Annotated in this window: 17 protein-coding genes and 2 pseudogenes; 8 read left to right on the forward strand and 11 right to left on the reverse strand. The window is 59.5% G+C overall.

Annotated elements, in window-relative coordinates; translation table 11 throughout:
* Window positions 1-26 precede the first annotated feature (26 nt).
* Entirely contained in the window at window positions 27-479 is a 453-nt protein-coding gene (locus A1WC_RS01170) for a DUF1198 domain-containing protein (RefSeq protein WP_032691299.1), read from the reverse strand.
* Between the two features lie 105 nt (window positions 480-584).
* Here A1WC_RS01170 and A1WC_RS01165 point away from each other — a divergent pair, with 105 nt between their 5' ends.
* Window positions 585-1,490 (forward strand): LysR family transcriptional regulator, encoded by a 906-nt coding sequence (locus A1WC_RS01165; RefSeq protein WP_016162011.1) that lies wholly within the window; start codon window positions 585-587, stop codon window positions 1,488-1,490.
* Between the two features lie 47 nt (window positions 1,491-1,537).
* Here A1WC_RS01165 and uhpT read toward each other — a convergent pair whose 3' ends face one another.
* The 7 genes from uhpT to ivbL form a co-directional block, all read right to left on the reverse strand.
* Window positions 1,538-2,929, reverse strand: a complete 1,392-nt coding sequence (uhpT, locus tag A1WC_RS01160; protein ID WP_004202242.1) for a hexose-6-phosphate:phosphate antiporter — start codon at window positions 2,927-2,929, stop codon at window positions 1,538-1,540.
* Between the two features lie 145 nt (window positions 2,930-3,074).
* A complete protein-coding gene (locus A1WC_RS01155; protein ID WP_016162012.1) occupies window positions 3,075-4,403 on the reverse strand; it encodes an MFS transporter in 1,329 nt (442 codons plus the stop codon).
* Window positions 4,404-4,414: 11 nt separating this feature from the next.
* Window positions 4,415-5,899 (reverse strand): signal transduction histidine-protein kinase/phosphatase UhpB, encoded by a 1,485-nt coding sequence (gene uhpB, locus A1WC_RS01150; RefSeq protein ID WP_162493297.1) that lies wholly within the window; start codon window positions 5,897-5,899, stop codon window positions 4,415-4,417.
* 17 nt (window positions 5,900-5,916) lie between these two features.
* The gene (uhpA, locus tag A1WC_RS01145; RefSeq protein ID WP_015369064.1) at window positions 5,917-6,510 is read right to left on the reverse strand and encodes a transcriptional regulator UhpA; all 594 of its coding nucleotides are present in this window, start codon (window positions 6,508-6,510) and stop codon (window positions 5,917-5,919) included.
* Between the two features lie 150 nt (window positions 6,511-6,660).
* On the reverse strand, window positions 6,661-6,948 hold the full coding sequence (gene ilvN / locus A1WC_RS01140; RefSeq protein WP_016162014.1) for an acetolactate synthase small subunit: 288 nt from the start codon (window positions 6,946-6,948) through the stop codon (window positions 6,661-6,663).
* A gap of 3 nt (window positions 6,949-6,951) precedes the next feature.
* Window positions 6,952-8,640: an acetolactate synthase large subunit gene (ilvB, locus tag A1WC_RS01135; protein WP_016162015.1), complete on the reverse strand. Its 1,689-nt coding sequence runs from the start codon at window positions 8,638-8,640 to the stop codon at window positions 6,952-6,954.
* Between the two features lie 104 nt (window positions 8,641-8,744).
* Window positions 8,745-8,840: an ilvB operon leader peptide IvbL gene (gene ivbL / locus A1WC_RS26860; protein ID WP_016162016.1), complete on the reverse strand. Its 96-nt coding sequence runs from the start codon at window positions 8,838-8,840 to the stop codon at window positions 8,745-8,747.
* A 12-nt stretch (window positions 8,841-8,852) separates the two neighbouring features.
* Here ivbL and A1WC_RS28130 point away from each other — a divergent pair.
* From A1WC_RS28130 to emrD, 5 genes and pseudogenes are all read left to right on the forward strand, one after another.
* A pseudogene (locus A1WC_RS28130) lies at window positions 8,853-9,021 on the forward strand (hypothetical protein).
* Window positions 9,022-9,473: 452 nt separating this feature from the next.
* On the forward strand, window positions 9,474-9,593 hold the full coding sequence (gene tisB, locus A1WC_RS26865; RefSeq protein ID WP_004145059.1) for a type I toxin-antitoxin system toxin TisB: 120 nt from the start codon (window positions 9,474-9,476) through the stop codon (window positions 9,591-9,593).
* A 90-nt stretch (window positions 9,594-9,683) separates the two neighbouring features.
* Entirely contained in the window at window positions 9,684-10,130 is a 447-nt protein-coding gene (locus tag A1WC_RS01130; protein WP_012540266.1) for a GNAT family N-acetyltransferase, read from the forward strand.
* Between the two features lie 69 nt (window positions 10,131-10,199).
* On the forward strand, window positions 10,200-11,033 hold the full coding sequence (locus A1WC_RS01125; RefSeq protein ID WP_016162017.1) for a DMT family transporter: 834 nt from the start codon (window positions 10,200-10,202) through the stop codon (window positions 11,031-11,033).
* A 175-nt stretch (window positions 11,034-11,208) separates the two neighbouring features.
* Window positions 11,209-12,393: a multidrug efflux MFS transporter EmrD gene (emrD, locus tag A1WC_RS01120; protein WP_012540264.1), complete on the forward strand. Its 1,185-nt coding sequence runs from the start codon at window positions 11,209-11,211 to the stop codon at window positions 12,391-12,393.
* A gap of 119 nt (window positions 12,394-12,512) precedes the next feature.
* Here emrD and dsdC read toward each other — a convergent pair whose 3' ends face one another.
* Both dsdC and A1WC_RS28135 read right to left on the reverse strand, forming a co-directional pair.
* Entirely contained in the window at window positions 12,513-13,436 is a 924-nt protein-coding gene (gene dsdC / locus A1WC_RS01115) for a DNA-binding transcriptional regulator DsdC (RefSeq protein ID WP_016162018.1), read from the reverse strand.
* Window positions 13,437-13,449: 13 nt separating this feature from the next.
* Window positions 13,450-13,569, reverse strand: a pseudogene (locus tag A1WC_RS28135) (hypothetical protein); the annotation flags it as partial.
* Window positions 13,570-13,660: 91 nt separating this feature from the next.
* Between A1WC_RS28135 and dsdX the strand changes: the two are divergent.
* Both dsdX and dsdA read left to right on the forward strand, forming a co-directional pair.
* Window positions 13,661-14,998, forward strand: a complete 1,338-nt coding sequence (gene dsdX, locus A1WC_RS01110) for a D-serine transporter DsdX (RefSeq protein ID WP_012967014.1) — start codon at window positions 13,661-13,663, stop codon at window positions 14,996-14,998.
* Window positions 14,999-15,015: 17 nt separating this feature from the next.
* Window positions 15,016-16,344, forward strand: coding sequence for a D-serine ammonia-lyase (gene dsdA / locus A1WC_RS01105; protein ID WP_016162019.1), 1,329 nt, complete (start codon window positions 15,016-15,018; stop codon window positions 16,342-16,344).
* Between the two features lie 3 nt (window positions 16,345-16,347).
* Here dsdA and A1WC_RS01100 read toward each other — a convergent pair whose 3' ends face one another.
* Window positions 16,348-16,770, reverse strand: a complete 423-nt coding sequence (locus A1WC_RS01100) for a hypothetical protein (RefSeq protein WP_032430009.1) — start codon at window positions 16,768-16,770, stop codon at window positions 16,348-16,350.
* Window positions 16,771-16,840 lie beyond the last annotated feature (70 nt).

A 16,840-nucleotide genomic window follows, 5' to 3' on the forward strand; every position in this document is an offset into this window, starting at 1 on the left:
GATAATACACATAAGCAATTATGATATCAGTGCAGCCAGTGCACGCCGTCTTCCGGCAGAAACAGCGCGTTATAACGCTGCTGTAGGTTATGCAAATCGCTTGCATCCGGATCCAGCTCGCGCAGAAACCCTTGCGCAAGACGAATTTGCGCGTCGGTAATCGGCGCCGCTAAACGCGCTTTTTGCATCAGGCGATACCAGTAATGCAGGTTTTTTTCGCTGGCATCGACGATAGCGGTCTGCCAGATCAGCAGTACCTGTGCGGCGTTCTGCAGATGCGCTTCATTCGGCCGCTCCAGGTAGCGCAAATACTCATTACCGGCGGTTTTTCCCAACTGATCGATCATCGATTCCAGCGGAACAGGCGTTATGCCAAGGCGTTCGCTCAGGCGACGAATCGCGCGGCGTGAATCAGAGGTAAGCACCCGAAATCCCACAACAAATACCACTACCAGGGTGGCCAGTCCTATCCAGATCATGCATCCTCTCATCCAATCGCAGCCTCACTATCATAATGGGAATTTGCCTGCTGTCGACTACCGGGCATACCATAATGTGACTTATCGCGTTTGCGGATAGCTATCATGAAATCTGATATCAGAAACCTCGATCTCAACCTGCTGAAAGCCCTGGATGCGCTGCTCGATGAGCGCAGCGTCACCCGGGCGGCAGCGCGGCTGGCGCTCACCCAGCCGGCGGTCAGCGGCATGCTCACCCGCCTGCGCGACGCCTTTAATGACCCGCTGTTTATCCGCGCCCCGCACGGTATGGTGCCGACGCTGCGCGCTCAGGCGCTGGCGGCTCCGGTAAAGCAGCTGCTGATCGATGCTGAAACCCTGCTGCAACCCGCCATCTTCGAGCCGCTGGAAGCCAATTTTACCTGGACCATCGCCGCGACGGATTATGCGTTGAAAGCAGTGATCGTGCCATTTATCGCCGCGCTGAAGCCACTGGCGCCGGGTATCCGCGTGCGCATCATTCCCGAATCACCGGCCACGCTGCTGACACAGTCCGAACGTGGTGAAGTGGATATTGCGCTATTGACGCCCCACGATACGCCGCCGGCGCTGCACAGCCGGGCGCTGTATCAGGAAGACTATGTCTGTCTGATGCGCGAAGACCATCCGCAGGCCAGCCAGCCGCTGACGCTCGACCGCTTCTGTGCGCTGGAACATGTGCTGGTTTCATGGCAGGGCGATAGCTTTCGCGGCGTGACCGACGACGCGCTGGCGGCGCTTGGTCGAACCCGGCGGGTGGGATTGTCGGTGAGCAGTTTCCTGGTGTTGCCGGAAATACTGGCGGTGAGCGACATGATCGCCGTGGTACCGCGCCGACTGGCGAAAAGAGCCAGCGGCATGAAAATAGCCCCACCGCCGCTGACGATCCCGGGTTTCACCAAAAGCATGGCCTGGCACGAGCGTAACCATCATGACCCGGCGCAGCAGTGGCTGCGGGAGCTACTCCTGCAATCCAGCCAGCAAGAACAATAAAAAAGCCCGGCGCACTGGCCGGGCAAGGTTACCAAATACCTGGTGAATCAGGCAGTCTGCAAAATACGGTTCTTTTTCTCGCGGCGAATTTTACGCTCTTCGAAGATAGCCACGATGGCCATCAGGCAAATACAGCCGATGGCGGCGGCGTCCAGCGCCGCAAAGGTGCCGGCCCAGCCGGTCAGGCCGAAGACCGGCGTGCCGTCGGCGATCATCCCGAGACCCAGCTTGGCGAAGCTATCGCCAATCAGATAGGCGAAAGTGCCCTTGATCCCATCGGCGGCGCCGATCGCTTTTTTCGGCACAAAGCCGACAGCGGCGACGCCGATCAACAGCTGCGGACCAAACACCAGGAAGCCCAGCGCAAACAACGAGGCCAGATAGACGTACTGGTTGCTGGCATGTTGGTAAACCCCGAGGGTGGCGATAATCAGCGCCAGCGCGATGCAAGCCACCAGCGCGCGGCGGCCGTTGGCCAGATCCGACAACCAGCCCCACAGCAGCGTGCCGACCAGCGCGCCGACCTCAAACAGGGTAAAGCCCTGAATCGCCACCTCTTTAGACAGCTTCAGCTCCTGGAAGGCATACACGGTGGACCACTGATCGATACCGATACGCACCACGTAGAGGAAGATGTTGGAGAAGCACAGCAGCCAGATCACTTTGTTTTTCAGCACGTACTCAACAAAGATCTGCCACTTGGTCATCGCATTTTCTTCGGTCTCTTTGTCCTCTTCGCTGATCGCTTCGCCAAACAGCTCTTCCGCCGTACCGAGGCCATAGGATTCCGGCGAGTCGCTACCGTAGCGCAGGCCAATAAAGCCGACGATCAGCGCAATAATCGACGGGAAGATAAACATGCCGATCACATGGCCGTCGAACAGATAGTTGGCGCCAAACAGCGCCACGCCCGCCGCGCCCGCGCCGCCGAGGTTGTGGGAGATATTCCAGAAGCCGAGGAAGGTGCCGCGTTTGCGTCTGGGCGTCCACTTGGTGATGGTGGAATAGCTGCACGAGCCGCCGGTGCTCTGGAAGAAGCCGCTCAGCGCATAGAAGGCGATCATCAGGAACAGGCTGGTTGAACCCGCCCCCATGCTGGCGCTAAAGCCCAGCATACAGATGGCGGAGAGGATCAGCATAAACGGCAGGAACTGCTTGGTGTTTTTACCGTCGGCATAATAAGACACGAGCGTCTTGCCCACGCCGTAGGTGATGGAGAAGCCCAGGCCAATCATCCCCAGCTGCGTCATGCTCAACCCATAGGTGGAGATCATGTCATTCTGCGCGATGTTAAAGTTCTTGCGGATCAGGTACATGGTCAGGTAGCCGATGAAGACCACCAGATAGGACTGCATGAAAGGTTTGAACCACATTTTGCGCCGCACATCGAGCGGCAGATCCAGGGTCGGCTTGCGCACCTGATTCAGAAAGGCCAGCATGGGTATCTCCTGAGCTGATTTTTTATGCCTGCGTAATAACCAGGCATTGTAAAAACCCGCGCGCCGTCTGGCCTGAGACGGCTTCCAGGTAAAACCGGGAAAATTTCTTAGTTTTGCCCCGTTCGCGGCGAAAGGGTGAGCTACATCACGCTTCGCTGGCGGTACGCGGCGCCTGCGCGTTTAAAAACGGCAGCAGCAGCAGCGCGGAAATGCCGGCGGCAATCGCAATCACCACGAAGAATCCGGTCCAGTGCCAGATATCCATCACCTGCGCCAGCGGCCAGCCGGAAAGCGAGGCGCCAAGATAAGCGAACAGGCCGACAAACCCGGTGGCCGCCCCAGCGGCTTCTTTATGCGAACATTCCGCCGCCGCCATGCCAATTAGCATTTGCGGGCCGAAAACGAAGAACCCGGTGGTGAAGAAGCATGCCGCCTGCATGACGTAGCTGGCAAACGGCATCAGCCACAGCCCGCCAACCGACAACAAAATTCCGGCGGCGAAGATCAGATTCATCGGCCCGCGATTGCCGTTAAACAGCTTATCCGAGCCCCATCCCGCCACCAGCGCGCCGATAAAACCGCCCAGCTCAAACATGGTCACCGCCGAGTTAGCGGTCACCAGATCGACGCCAAGCGTCTCCGACATATACAGATTGCCCCAGTCGTTAATCGCCGCCCGCACCACGTACACCAGCACATAGCACAGCGACAGCAGCCAGATATAGGGATTGGCCAGCACGTAGCGGGTCAGGATCGCTTTGCGCGTCAGCCCTGCGCCTTCCTGCTGCTGGGCGATTTCCAGCGCATCGTGACGCCAGTCGCCTACGGCGGGTAACCCCACCGCCTGCGGGCGATCGCGCAGCCGCCAGCACAGATACAGTCCAGCAAGGATCGCCAGACAGCCGGCAATCGTCATCCCCATTCGCCAGCCGTAATGCAGCGCCGCCGCGCCCACCACCATTGGGATCAGCGCGCCGCCGACGTTATGCGCGGTATTCCATAGCGCCCACCAGCCGCCGCGTTCGGTCCGCGAATACCAGGCCGTCAGCAGCCGGGCGCAGACCGGAGAGCCCCAGCCCTGGAAGAAGGCATTCAGCGCCCACAGCAGCGCGAAAGCCCACAGCGAGGTGGAAAAACCGAACAGAATATTCACCACCCCGGTAGCGATAAGCCCCAGGCCCATGAAATAGCGGGCGTCGGAGCGGTCGCTGACGATACCGGAGAAAAATTTCGACAGCCCGTAAGTGATGTAAAACAGCGTGGCCAGCAGGCCAATATCGCTGCGGGTCAGCACATTGCTGGCAAGAATTTCAGGCACCGCGGCATTAAAGCTTTTGCGGGTGAAATAAAACAGCGCGTAGCCAAGCCAGATAGTGAGCAGAATATGTCGGCGCCAGTAACGATAACGCTCGTCCAGCTCGCGTTTATCGCTAACTGGCGCGGCGTCCGGCGGCGCTTTTAAAAAGGCAAACATCGGCGCTCCTCTCAGGCGTAACGCAGCGGTAGATTGACGCACACGCGGGTACCGTGTGTGCAGGAGATAGTTAACGTACCGCCCAGCGCGGTCACACGTTCGCGCATGCCGGTCAGGCCGAACCCCTGCAGATTCGACCCCGGCGGCAGGCCGCAACCGTCATCTTCCAGCACCAGCATTAGTCGCTCATCCTGCTGCCAGCCCTGCAGGGTAACAGCGCTGGCGCTGGCGTGCTTGACGATATTATTCAGCCCCTCCTGGCAAACGCGAAACAGCGTCACACGCTGGTTCTCGCTCAGTCCCGCCTCGTTAATCCGCCAGTCGAGATGGCTGACAATGCCGCGGTCCTCTAGCTCCATCTCGCGCATCAACGAACGTACTGCCTGCTCCAGCGGCAGGTCGTCGAGCTGACGCGGACGCAGACGGCCTAGCAGTCTACGCACCGAGTCGTAAACTCCCAGCGACAGCTGTTCTATCAGCTGGCCGCTCTGGCGCACGCTGGCGTTATTCGGCGCCAGCCGTTGCACGATCCCCGCCTGGGTGCGAATTGCCGTGATAGTCTGGCCAATATCATCATGGAGCTCGCGCGCCACGTCGCGCCGCACGCTCTCTTCGGTCTCCAGCAGACGTTCCGCCAGCCGCCGATTTCGCGCCAGCTCGTTCTGTAGCGACAGGTTAAGCTCGCGCAATCGCTGGATCCCCGCGCCCAGCAGCAGCCCGGTGAGGCTCTGCGCCAGCAGCGAAAGCAATAGATCGACCGGGTGATCGTGCCAGGTCTGGCTGGCAATCAGCGCAATCGCGTTCATCAGGGTGGCGATCAGCGCCCCCTGCCAGCCGTAGTGCCAGGCGAGGGCAATAATCGGCAGCGCGAGGCAAAATGGGGTAAAGCGGGAGAGCTCGGCGGGCAGCCCAAGCTGCAGCCACAGGCTAATGGTGAATAACAGCAGGTACCAGATCAGATGCCGACCGCGCCAGTTAATCGGCTGGGAGACCAGCGCGGGCCCCAGTGGCCTCCAGACGGTACTGGTAAGATAGTGCCAGATAACCAGGCAGGTCGGCGCCAGCGTCAGACCGCCGGTCAACGTCAACAACAGCGCGGTCAGTCCCTCACTGCCTTCTTGCGCCAGCCACGGCAGCGATTGCAGCAGCGAGGCGGCGATCAGCGCCCCGCCCTGGCGCAACAATGTCAGCCAGTCTCGCTGCTGGCGATAGCGTGAAATCAATGCCACCGGCAGCAGGGTCAGCAGACTTCCGGTCATCAATATTATCGGATGCGCCAGCGCCACCTCCTGCGCCAGCCAGAAGATAAGCAGCCACTCGGCGCCCAGCAGCACCGGCCAGTAGCCACGCGGGCACTGCAGCATCAGCCCTAAACGCAGGCCAAAGGGAAACAGCAGCACCGCCAGGTCCGCGCGTTCCACCAGATGCAGACTGATGCTCCACAGGCAGAACCAGGCGGCTGAGAAGATAAAGGCGCAGCCGATCACCGACAACAATCGTGAGACGACGGCCTTCATTGCCAGCTATCGAACATGCGGCGCGCCAGCTCAACGTCGTTACTGACGCCCAGTTTTTCCAGCAGGTTGGCGCGGTGAACGTGAACGGTTTTCGGCGACAAGCCGAGCTCGGCGGCGATCTCTTTCACCGCCATGCCCTGCGCCAGCTTTTCCGCCACCTGGCGTTCACGTTTGGTGAGCGGATCCTGGCGCCCTGCAGCCAGCTTCATGGCGATATCCGGCGTGAGATAGCAACCGCCCGCCGCCACCGTGCGGACCGCGGCGATAAGTTCATCCGGACTGCAGCGTTTCGACAGGAAGCCGCGCGCGCCGGCGTTCAGCGCCTGCTCGATCAGCGCCGGGCTATCGTGCACCGACAGCATGATGGTCGCCATCCCCTTAGGCAATTGGCTTAGCAGCTCCAGCCCGGAAATATCCGGCATTGAGATATCGCAGATACAGACCTGTACACCGCGCCCCGGTAGCCCCGCCAGCGCCTCCCGTCCACAGCCGAATTCAGCGACAACCTGAAAATCAGCTTCCAGCCCCAGCAGCTGAGCAAAACCGGAGCGGACAATCAAATGATCGTCAATAAGGGCGATGGTAGTCATGGTGTTTCCTGGTGCCTGAAAGCGCCGGATGGCGGCGTAAACGCCTTATCCGGCCTACGGATCCACTCCCTGTAGGCCGGATAAGCGCAGCGCTATCCGGCAAAGGCGCTTACCTTAGCGGTAAGCGCGTAGCTGTTCAAGCCTTGAGCGTTATTCGAAGAACACCGCAATTTTGTTAAACATGGTGGGATCGGACTGGTTACGCGCCACGTTGGTGACATCTTCCAGCTTTTCAATCTGGCTAATCATCTGCCCCAGCCGCTGGTCATCATTTACCAGCAGCCAGATGCGGCTGTGCTCGCTGCCCTGGATCGGCAAGCAGAGAATGCCTTCAACGTTAAACGCGCGGCGGGCAAATAGCCCGCAGACGTGGGTCATGACGCCAGGGTGGTTGCGGACGGTGAGTTCCAGAATGACGTTATCGTGTTGCTTTTGCATGGCTTATTCCCCCACCATCTCAGTATTGGCCGCACCCGGCGGTACCATCGGATACACTTTCTGCTGCGCGTCGATACGCACGTGGATCAACGCCGGACCCGGACGGTCGATAATCGCCTGCAGCGCCGCCTGCGGATCTGCTTCGTTATTTAAATCACAGGTTTGCAGACCAAAACCGGCGGCGATCTGCATAAAGTTAATCATCCCCGGATAGGTCGCGGCGAAGACGCCCTGTTGATAGAACAGGCTCTGCTGCTGATGCACCAGCCCCAGCGCTTCGTTGTTCATCAGGATGATTTTTACATCCAGCTGATTTTCGGCAGCGGTGGCCATCTCCTGAATATTCATCATCAGGCTGCCGTCGCCAGAAAAGCAAATAACCTTACGCTGTGGATTGGCCAGCGCCGCGCCGATGGCCGCCGGCAGGCCGAAGCCCATGGTACCGAGACCGCCGGAAGTCAGCCACTGGCGCGGACGGTTGAGCGGATAGGCCTGCGCCGTCCACATCTGATGCTGGCCAACGTCGGTGGTGATGATCGCCTCATCATCAACGCAGGCGGCCACGGCGTTAATCAGGCCGTAATGGGAGAGCGGGTCGCTTTCCTGCGGGATGGCGCAGGGGAATTCTCTTTGTAAATCAGCCACCAACTGGCGCCACTCATCACGCAGCTGCACTTCAATCTGCGGAATAAGCTGGGCTAAGACCTCCGCCACATCGCCCTGAATCGCTACGTGCGGTTGCTTAATTTTGCCCAGCTCCGAGCGGTCGATATCGACGTGAATAATCTTCGCGTTCGGGCAGAACTGCTCGGTCTTGCCAATCGCCCGGTCATCAAAACGCGCACCTAAAACAATCAGTAAATCAGCCTCTTGCAGAATAAAGTTAGTGCTGCGCGCGCCGTGCATCCCCAGCATGCCCAGCGACAACGGATGTGCCTTCGGCAGCATACCCAGCGCCATTAAGGTCATGGTGGTCGGCAGGTTGGCTTTTTCCGCCAGGTCCCGAATCGGCTGCGGCGCGTTAATCACGCCGCCGCCCAGATACAGTACCGGGCGTTTCGCCGCGTTGATCATTGCCGCCGCTTCACGCACGCTTTCAGGCGCGAATGCCGGTGCCGGGGCGCGCTCGCCTGGCTCCGGCAGCGTTTCCAGTTCAATCGTCGCCGACTGCACATCCTTAGGAATATCTATCCACACCGGGCCCGGTCGCCCGGACTGGGCAATACGGAAGGCGTCGCTCATCACCTGCGGCAGCTCGGCGATGTCGCGCACCAGGTAGTTATGCTTGGTGATGGGGATAGAAATGCCGTAGGTATCGACTTCCTGGAAGGCATCGGTGCCGATCATTGAGGCCGGAACCTGGCCGGTGATGCAGACCAGCGGAATAGAATCGAGGCGGGCATCGGCGATGGCGGTAATCAGGTTGGTGGCGCCAGGGCCGCTACAGGCCATGCAGACCGCGGGTTTACCTTCGGTACGCGCCATCCCCTGAGCGATAAAACCCGCCCCCTGCTCGTGGCGCGCCAGGATGTGGCGGATCTGCGTGCTTTGGCTCAAGGCATCGTAGATGGGCAGGATAGAACCGCCCGGAATGCCGCTGACCATAGTGATACCCTGGCGTTCCAGTAAATGAACAACCAGCTGCGCGCCGGTAAAGCGCATTGTGTTTGATGTGGTGCCCGAACTTGCCATGCTCCAGTCCTTTTATTCTGGGCCGACTTTACCGGGGGGCTCGCCAACAAAAAACCCCGCTCGGTTTGCGCCGGCGGGGTTTGGAATTCGTGTTGTTCCGGACCCTACGGCGCATTGCCGACGACGACCACCACAGACACGACGACCACCGCGGCAGGCGCGGTTTTTAGTAGGGTCGAAGTCATCATGGCAGCGTTCATTAGGGACCTGTTGTGTCGAAAAATAAGCTGAATTTATACAAACACAGGTTTTGCGTTTTCACAATGGATTTATTTTCATCCACGAGAATTTGCGCGAAAGATCACAATTCGCGACATCAGCGGCAGAAAACAAAAAACCCCGCCGGAGCGAGGTTTTTATCAGCATTTTTACGGGTGGTAGCCGCAAGCACACTGTATTACGTCAACGACAAAAGTATACGCGATCGCTGCAATTCGCGCAATTTAAGGTCGAAATTTCTCTGTCATAGAGTATGGATGGCGGGTGCGAATTTGTCCAAAAAATACTGTTCATACATACAGTATTTATCTATACTGGATGTGTTCACTTTGTGCCATTCGGGGGCCGCAAGTTTGACCGGCGCAACGAAGTCCTGGCTGAAACGGGTGGTGCCGTCAGTGCCTTAACCCCGAGAGAGCACACTGTGTTACGTCAACAACGTGCAGTCACTGGCCCGCGCGGCAACGCGTGGTTCAGCGCTGCGCACCCCTGTCGTTGCAGGCGGCGGGCCGGGAAGCCGTTCATGGAAAGAACGAACTATCGGCCAGGGCAGACGCCGCCAGCGACAGACAGGGGTAAGCTGGCAACGGGCAGCGGAAAGGTACGTCAGCTTATTGTGCTCCTTAACCACAGGAGACGCGCGTATGGGCGGAATGGATATTATTATTTTAATCCTGAAACTCATGGTTGCTGTGTTGCAACTACTTGATGCAGTCCTGAAACAGTTCCGCTGATTCAGGTTCAAGTCGCACCTGAGGGGGGCGGGAAACCGCCCCCCTGCAGGCGCCCGCCGGGCGTCCCGGGATGACTTGATGGAGGAAACTATGCCACCCCTGTTAATTGCCGCCACAACGCCGGACGATCCGGGGTTCGTTGCGCTGCGCACTGAAAGCCTTGAACAGCATTTCAACATGCTGCGCCGCCTGGCGGAAAACTGGCAGAGCGGCAAAAACCGCTTTAACGCGCCGGGCGAAACGCTGCTGGGCGCATTCGTCAACCACCAGCTGGTAGGGGTATGCGGCATCAATAGCGATCCCTTCAGTCCGCAGCCGCGGGTCGGGCGCATTCGCCATCTCTACATTAGCGAACGTTACCGTCGCCGGGGCATCGGCCAGCAGCTGCTGGTCTCGGTCATTACCCACTCCAGCGCCTGGTTCGATTTTCTTAACACCCATGCCCCGGCGCAGGCCTGGCCCTTTTATGAAAGGCTTGGTTTTCGCCCGGTTTACGATGAACCGCGGGTGACGCATCGCCTGTTTTGTTCGCTTTAACCCCCCCGCTGGCAGGCAGCGCGGGCGCGTGTTACATTCCGGTGACCTTCACTGTTGAACCTGTCTGCGATGACCCTCACCGTATTCTGCATTTTGCTGTTCGCCGCCCTGCTGCACGCCAGCTGGAACGCTATCGTCAAAGCCAGCGGCGATAAAATGTACGCGGCGATCGGCGTCAGCGGCTCGGCCGCGCTGATCGCCCTGGTGATGCTGCCCTTTGCCCCGCAGCCCGCGCTTGCCAGCGCCCCCTATCTGCTGGCGTCGTGCGCGTTACAGGTGGTGTATACGGTGCTGGTGGCGAAGACCTATCAGGTGTCGGATATGAGCCAGACCTATCCGCTGATGCGCGGCACCGCGCCGCTGCTGGTCGCGGCTATCAGCGTGATATTTCTCGGCGATCGCTTATCGCCGCTGGCCTGGCTGGGCATCGGCGTTATCTGCCTGGCGATTCTGGCGATGGCCTTTCACGGCCGCGTTAGCTCTCGCAAAGGCATCGTGCTGGCGCTGATCAACGCCTGCTTTATCGCGGGATATACACTGGTGGACGGCACCGGTGTCCGGCTGGCGGGCTCGGCGCTAGGCTACACCCTGTGGACCTTTTTTATGAACGGTTTCTGCCTGCTGTGCTGGGCCATGGTGGCACGACGGCGAGAGGCCAGTCGTTATTTACGTCAGCACTGGAAAAAGGGCATCCTCGGCGGTGTCGGCACCATGGGCTCCTACGGCCTGGCACTATGGGCGATGACCCAGGCCCCGCTGGCGGTGGTCGCCGCGCTACGTGAAACCTCCATTCTGTTCGGCGCGCTGATCGCCTTTATCGTTCTGAAAGAACAACTGATGCCGCTGCGCATCGTGGCCGCCTGCGGGATTGCCGCCGGGGCGATCCTCCTGCGGCTGTCATAGCCTGAAATGGCAACATTAGTTGCCGAACCTGTTTACATAATCTGCCTGGAATTCCCTCAACAATCGGCGCTTTGCAGTTGTCCTGTCATTTTAATATGGTAGATTCCTCCATCGTTTACGGTATGTGCCAGTCACATATTCTTCATTTCTCTTTACTCGCAAAGTATTCATCGACATGAAACGGCATAAGAACTTCAATTTGTTGTTGATGCTGGTACTGCTGGTGGCCGTCGGCCAGATGGCGCAGACCATTTATATTCCGGCTATTGCCGACATGGCGGTCGCGCTGAACGTCCGCGAAGGGGCGGTACAAAGCGTGATGGCGGCCTATCTGCTGACCTATGGTATTTCACAGCTGTTCTACGGCCCGCTCTCGGACCGCGTCGGTCGCCGTCCGGTGATCCTCGTCGGGATGTCGATTTTTATGCTGGCGACGCTGGTAGCTATTACCACCCATAGCCTGCCGGTGCTGATCGCCGCCAGCGCCATGCAGGGGATGGGCACCGGGGTCGGCGGCGTAATGGCGCGCACCCTGCCCCGCGACCTGTACGAAGGCGCGCAGCTGCGTCATGCCAATAGCCTGTTAAATATGGGTATTCTGGTCAGCCCGCTGATTGCGCCGCTGCTCGGCGGCATCCTCGACACTCTGTGGAGCTGGCGCGCCTGCTACGCCTTCCTGCTGGTGCTGTGCGCGGGCGTGACCTTCAGCATGGCGAAGTGGATGCCGGAAACGCGCCCGGAAGGGGCGCCACGCACCAAACTCCTGACCAGCTACAAAACGCTGTTCGGTACCGGGGCGTTTAACTGCTATCTGCTGATGCTGATCGGCGGCCTGGCCGGGATTGCGGTGTTCGAAGCCTGTTCCGGGGTGCTGATGGGCGCGGTGCTCGGCCTGAGCAGCATGGCGGTGAGTATTCTGTTTATTCTGCCGATCCCGGCGGCGTTCTTCGGCGCGTGGTTTGCCGGCCGGCCGAACAAGCGTTTCCCGACGCTGATGTGGCAGTCGGTGATCTGCTGCCTGCTGGCAGGTTTGATGATGTGGATCCCTGGACTGCTGGGCATCATGACCGTCTGGACCCTGCTGGTGCCGGCGGCGCTGTTCTTCTTCGGCGCCGGGATGTTATTCCCGCTGGCCACCAGCGGCGCGATGGAGCCGTTCCCGTTTCTCGCCGGAACCGCCGGGGCCCTGGTGGGCGGCTTGCAGAATATCGGCTCCGGCGTGCTGGCCTGGTTGTCGGCGATGATGCCGCAAACTGGTCAGGGCAGCCTCGGCCTGCTGATGATGCTGATGGGCCTGTTGATTCTGCTGTGCTGGCTGCCGCTGGCCTCGCGCTTCACCCACCATCAGCAGCCGGTATAAGCGCGGCGGTCGTTCCCCGGATGGCGGCTGACGCCTTATCCGGGCTACCGGACTGTAGGCCCGCGCAAGCGCAGCGCCGCCGGGCGATTATCAGGCACCGAGCCGTTGCTCACCTCTTTTCAGGTCAGGCTGTGCAGCCATTCGATAAAAGCGTCGATTTTCGGCCACTGACGGCCCGGCAGGGTCGTCACGTAATAATGCTGATGGCATTTCAGCGTCATGTCGCCAAAAGGCGCAATCAGCTCGCCGCTCTCCAGCCGCTTCTGCACCAGCCGTTTACGCCCCATCGCTACCCCCACATGATTCATCGCCGCAATCACCGCTAAATCAGAACGATCGAAGCCAATGCCCGATGATGGCGGCAGTTCCACCGCAAATTTCTGCGCCCAGCTATACCACTCATCGGTCCCCGAGTCGTTGCTCCATGCCTGGCGATCGTGGAGCAGTGTGCAGTGGCGCAGATTGTCAGGATGCTGCGTTAACTGGTGCTGGCGGGCATAATTCGGCGTACATACCGGCACGATCGCCTCATCCATCAGAAAATGATGGCTCAGCTGCGACGACGGCGCATCATCAAAATAGATTGCCAGATCGATACCCGCCCGCTGCAGGTTGACGTTATCGTTGCCGGTCAGTACAGTCAGCGAGATGGCCGGGTAGCGGTGAGTGAAATCCCCCAGCGCCGGCACCAGCCAGCATTGGGCTATCGACGGGCGCGAATAGACCGTCAGGCTGCCAGAGAGCTCCTGGTTTTTGATGTCCAGAATCTCCTGATTGAGGCCATCCAGCGACGACTTCAGCGCCCAGTAAACGCGCTTCCCTTCTCGCGTCAGCTCCACTTTGCGGTGCGAGCGGACAAAGAGCTGGATCCCCAGCTCCTCTTCCAGCTGATTAATCCGGTGACTGACGGCGCTTGGGGTGAGCGCAAGCTCGTCTGCGGCCAGGGCGAACGACTCGTGCCGCGCCGCCACCTCAAACGTCGACAGCCTGGAGAGTTGCCAGCCGTTGAGCAACCGGGTACCTAAGGTTTTGAGTACATCCATTATGCGCTCCTGGCAAAAAAGGGGATCTGGATGATAAAAAAATAACGCCAGAACTTCCGCTCAAGGATGAATTAATTTGACCCATAGCATATTCATAGGTCGCTTTTAGAGCTAAATCACCTTTTTGATTCAATTTGGCTCACCTGAAAGGCCATTTATATCGTTTGTCAGCCCATGCCGAGTTTCTGTTCAATAACCACACGTTACTTACGGCGAGGTGGGGTATGGAATCGCAAATCTGGGTTGTGAGCACGCTGCTGATTAGCATCGTGTTAATCGTCTTAACGATCGTCAAACTGAAGTTTCATCCGTTTCTGGCGCTGCTGCTGGCGAGCTTTTTCGTCGGGGCGATGATGGGGATGGGCCCGCTGGAGATGGTCAACGCCATTGAGAGCGGCATCGGCGGCACGCTGGGCTTCCTGGCGGCGGTGATCGGTCTCGGTACCATCCTCGGCAAGATGATGGAAGTCTCCGGCGCGGCGGAGCGCATCGGCCTGACGCTGCAGCGCTGCCGCTGGCTGTCGGCGGACGTGATTATGGTGCTGGTCGGCCTGATCTGCGGTATTACCCTGTTTGTCGAAGTCGGCGTGGTGCTGCTGATCCCGCTGGCGTTCTCCATCGCTAAAAAAACCAATACCTCGCTGCTGAAGCTGGCTATTCCGCTGTGTACGGCCCTGATGGCGGTGCATTGCGTGGTGCCGCCGCATCCGGCTGCGCTGTTCGTGGCGAATAAACTGGGCGCCGATATCGGGACGGTTATCGTCTATGGCCTGCTGGTCGGTCTGATCGCCTCGCTGGTCGGCGGCCCGCTGTTCCTCAGGCTGCTCGGCAACCGCCTGCCGTTTAAATCGGTGCCAGCCGAGTTTTCCAACCTCGACGTTCGCGAAGAATCGACGCTGCCCTCGCTCGGCGCTACGCTATTTACCGTGTTGTTACCGATTGGGCTGATGCTGGTGAAAACCGTCGCTGAACTGAATATGGCGCAAGGCGGCACGCTGTATACAGTGCTGGAATTTATCGGCAACCCCATCACCGCGATGTTTATTGCCGTCTTTGTCGCTTATTACATTCTCGGTATTCGTCGGCAGATGGGCATGGGCGTCCTGCTGACTCATACTGAAAACGGCTTTGGGTCGATCGCCAACATTCTGCTGATTATCGGCGCCGGCGGCGCGTTCAACGCGATTTTGAAATCCAGCGGCCTGGCCGATAGCCTGGCGGTGATCCTCTCGAATCTGCATATGCATCCGATTTTGCTGGCCTGGCTGGTGGCGCTTATCCTGCACGCCGCCGTCGGCTCCGCTACCGTGGCGATGATGGGCGCTACCGCCATCGTTGCGCCGATGCTGCCGCTTTATCCTGGCGTAAGCCCGGAGATCATCGCCATTGCCATCGGTTCCGGCGCCATTGGCTGCACGATCGTCACCGATTCCCTGTTCTGGCTGGTAAAACAGTACTGCGGCGCCAGCCTCAGCGAAACGTTCAAGTACTACACGACAGCGACATTTATCGCGTCACTACTTGCACTGGCCGCCACCTTCCTGCTTTCTTTCATTATCTGAGCGCAAAGAGACGTATGATGAAACACGCTGACCTGACCACCTTAACCGCGACCTTCCCGCTTGTGCAGGATCTGATCGCCCTGAAAGAAACCACCTGGTTTAACCCGGCCACCACCACCCTGGCGCAAGGGTTACCTTACGTCGGTCTGACCGCCGACGATGTGCAAGACGCCCATGCCCGCCTTCAGCGCTTCGCGCCCTATCTGGCGGAAGCTTTCCCGGAAACGGCCGCCAGCGGCGGGATTATCGAATCGGAAGTGGTTGCCATTCCGGCAATGAAACGCAGCCTTGAGCAAAAGTTCGGCCAGCCGATTAGCGGCGATCTGCTGCTGAAAAAAGACAGCCACCTGCCGATTTCGGGTTCCATTAAGGCGCGTGGCGGGATTTATGAAGTGCTGACCCATGCGGAAAAGCTGGCGCTGGAGGCCGGACTGCTCACCACCGCAGATGATTATCGCAAATTGCTGACACCGGAATTTAAACAGTTCTTCAGCCAGTACAGCATCGCTGTCGGCTCCACCGGCAACCTCGGGATGTCGATCGGCATCATGAGCGCGCGCATCGGCTTTAAGGTTACGGTACATATGTCGGCGGATGCCCGGGCGTGGAAAAAAGCCAAACTGCGCAGCCACGGCGTGACGGTCGTTGAGTACGAAGAGGACTACGGCGTCGCCGTCGAACAGGGGCGCAAGGCAGCGGAATCCGACCCGAACTGCTTTTTCATTGATGATGAAAACTCGCGCACGCTGTTCCTCGGCTATGCCGTAGCCGGCGAGCGCCTGAAGGCGCAGTTTGCCAAAGCAGGGCGCGTGGTCAATGCCGATCACCCGCTGTTCGTCTACCTGCCGTGCGGCGTTGGCGGCGGCCCCGGCGGCGTGGCATTCGGCCTGAAGCTGGCCATCGGCGACCACGTTCACTGCCTGTTCGCCGAACCGACCCACTCGCCCTGCATGCTGCTCGGCGTCTATACCGGGCTTCATGACCAGATTGCGGTGCAGGATTTAGGCATTGATAACCTGACCGCTGCCGACGGTCTGGCGGTCGGCCGGGCGTCCGGGTTCGTTGGCCGGGCAATGGAGCGCCTGCTCGACGGGTTCTATACCCTTGATGATCAGACGATGTACGACATGCTGGGCTGGCTGGCGAAAGCGGAAAACATTCGCCTTGAACCGTCCGCGCTGGCCGGAATGGCCGGGCCGCAGCGGGTCTGCGCCAGCAAAGCGTACCATCAGCTGCAGGGACTGAGTGAGCAACAGCTGCAGCAGGCCACCCACCTGGTGTGGGCCACCGGCGGCGGCATGGTGCCGGAAGAGGAGATGGCGCAATATCTGGCGAAGGGGCGCTAATCTTCAGCGCAGCAGCGGCATCAGCGCCTCTGGCGGCCGCTGCTGTCGGCGCAGGTCCCGCATCACTCGCATATAGGGCCCGCTAAGATCGTAGAACTGCCGGTAACCCGCGCACAGCGGGTCTTCCTGTTCGCCGCAGCGGCACAGGCGCAACCACGGGCAGCCGTAGCAGGTACTGTTGGCCGCTGGCGCGCCTGGCTGGGTCAGCGTCTCGCCGCACCAGGCGCTCAGCGTCTCACTAAACAGCAAAATATTGATGCGCCCAATATCTTCCCGCACCCAGCGGTGAAAGACAGCACAGAGAAACTCCCCCCAGAGCGCGGCGTCGCCGGCCGCCAGCTGCGGAATAAAATGGATAGCGGTGAGCCCCTGTTGACGCAGTTGTGCATAGAACGCCTGCGGCTGATGGCAATGATGCGCCTCCACCACGACAGCCTGAAAGGGTGTGTCATGTTGCTGGCCGGGGGCATGAGTGAGAGGCAAATTCGCCGGACAT

This window comes from Klebsiella sp. KTE92 (genome assembly GCF_000398905.1).
Classification (GTDB): domain Bacteria; phylum Pseudomonadota; class Gammaproteobacteria; order Enterobacterales; family Enterobacteriaceae; genus Klebsiella; species Klebsiella variicola.